The organism is Arthrobacter sp. HMSC06H05 (assembly GCF_001807395.1).
Taxonomy (GTDB): Bacteria; Actinomycetota; Actinomycetes; order Actinomycetales; family Micrococcaceae; genus Pseudoglutamicibacter; species Pseudoglutamicibacter albus.
Map to the genome: position 1 here is coordinate 3,322 of NZ_KV788987.1, position 912 is coordinate 4,233.

Genomic DNA, 912 nt, shown 5'->3' on the forward strand with positions numbered 1-912 from the left:
CCACGCATCCATCGGCATGATCTGAACCCCATTAAGGATGAAAGAGACCCAGCCTTCACCAGGCAAACACTTATCATTTTGCCAATGCCACCAACGAGCTGCCTCGCCTGGATTAGCGGAAATAGATACCAGGTGCTCGTCATGTTGCTTAGAAAAAAGCTCTGGAAACGTAAGCCCTGTCCCTCTGAGGACAAAAGTTTCGATCTCCAGTTTCGTCTCATTCATCCAATGGTTCATACCGTTCCCAACCTAGCGTGGATAAAACTGTAGTTGCACGAACATCTGATACGGACATTCTGGGGTTGCAGATGGCCTCGACCTAAATTCCTCCTTGTAGATGTCCTTATAGGAGATCATTTGGTCGTGGGACGATCGGGTTCCGCTGCGAAAAAGCCGAAGCAGTCTTAGGGGACCCGTTAGCAGGCCTGAGCCTTCGAGTCTCCAACGGTAATTGCTTGAGTCTTTCTTCCACTGTCCCGCCACCGGATGCCTCGGAACGATCACGCGTCGAAGAGCTTTCATGGCACCAAGCCAGCAACGACCTAAAGGGCAGCCTTTCCCATAAACTCGATAGAACACTTCCCGGGCATGACGTCAATCCAGCCTTCGTTGAGGTGCCCACTAAACCCAGGACACTTCAGCCTGAAGCCAGGCATGACTCGCACTGGCGTTCCATTGCCTTATCCCTTAGTGCCTAAAAGGGTAGTGAAGTGACGTCGAGATGCATGGGACACGGCTATCGCCGGACTGAAAATCGCGTTCGAAAGCTCCGCGAACACATCCGCTCCCGCAACACATAATTCCTTGGTTACTAAGGGGTAGCTATCGCACTCCTGTTACTGCGCTTGGAGTTTGGTTAATTTGAATTCAACATTCACCAGATTCGGGTTTTTGGGGTGTTTTCTGGTGGTG

The 912-nt window shown here is 51.1% G+C and carries 1 protein-coding gene; it reads right to left on the bottom strand.

Annotation, left to right across the window (positions count from 1 at the left end):
• Window positions 1-225: hypothetical protein (locus HMPREF3160_RS10090; protein WP_218078973.1), on the bottom strand; the 225-nt coding region annotated here is incomplete at its 3' end.
• Between the last annotated feature and the right edge of the window lie 687 nt (window positions 226-912).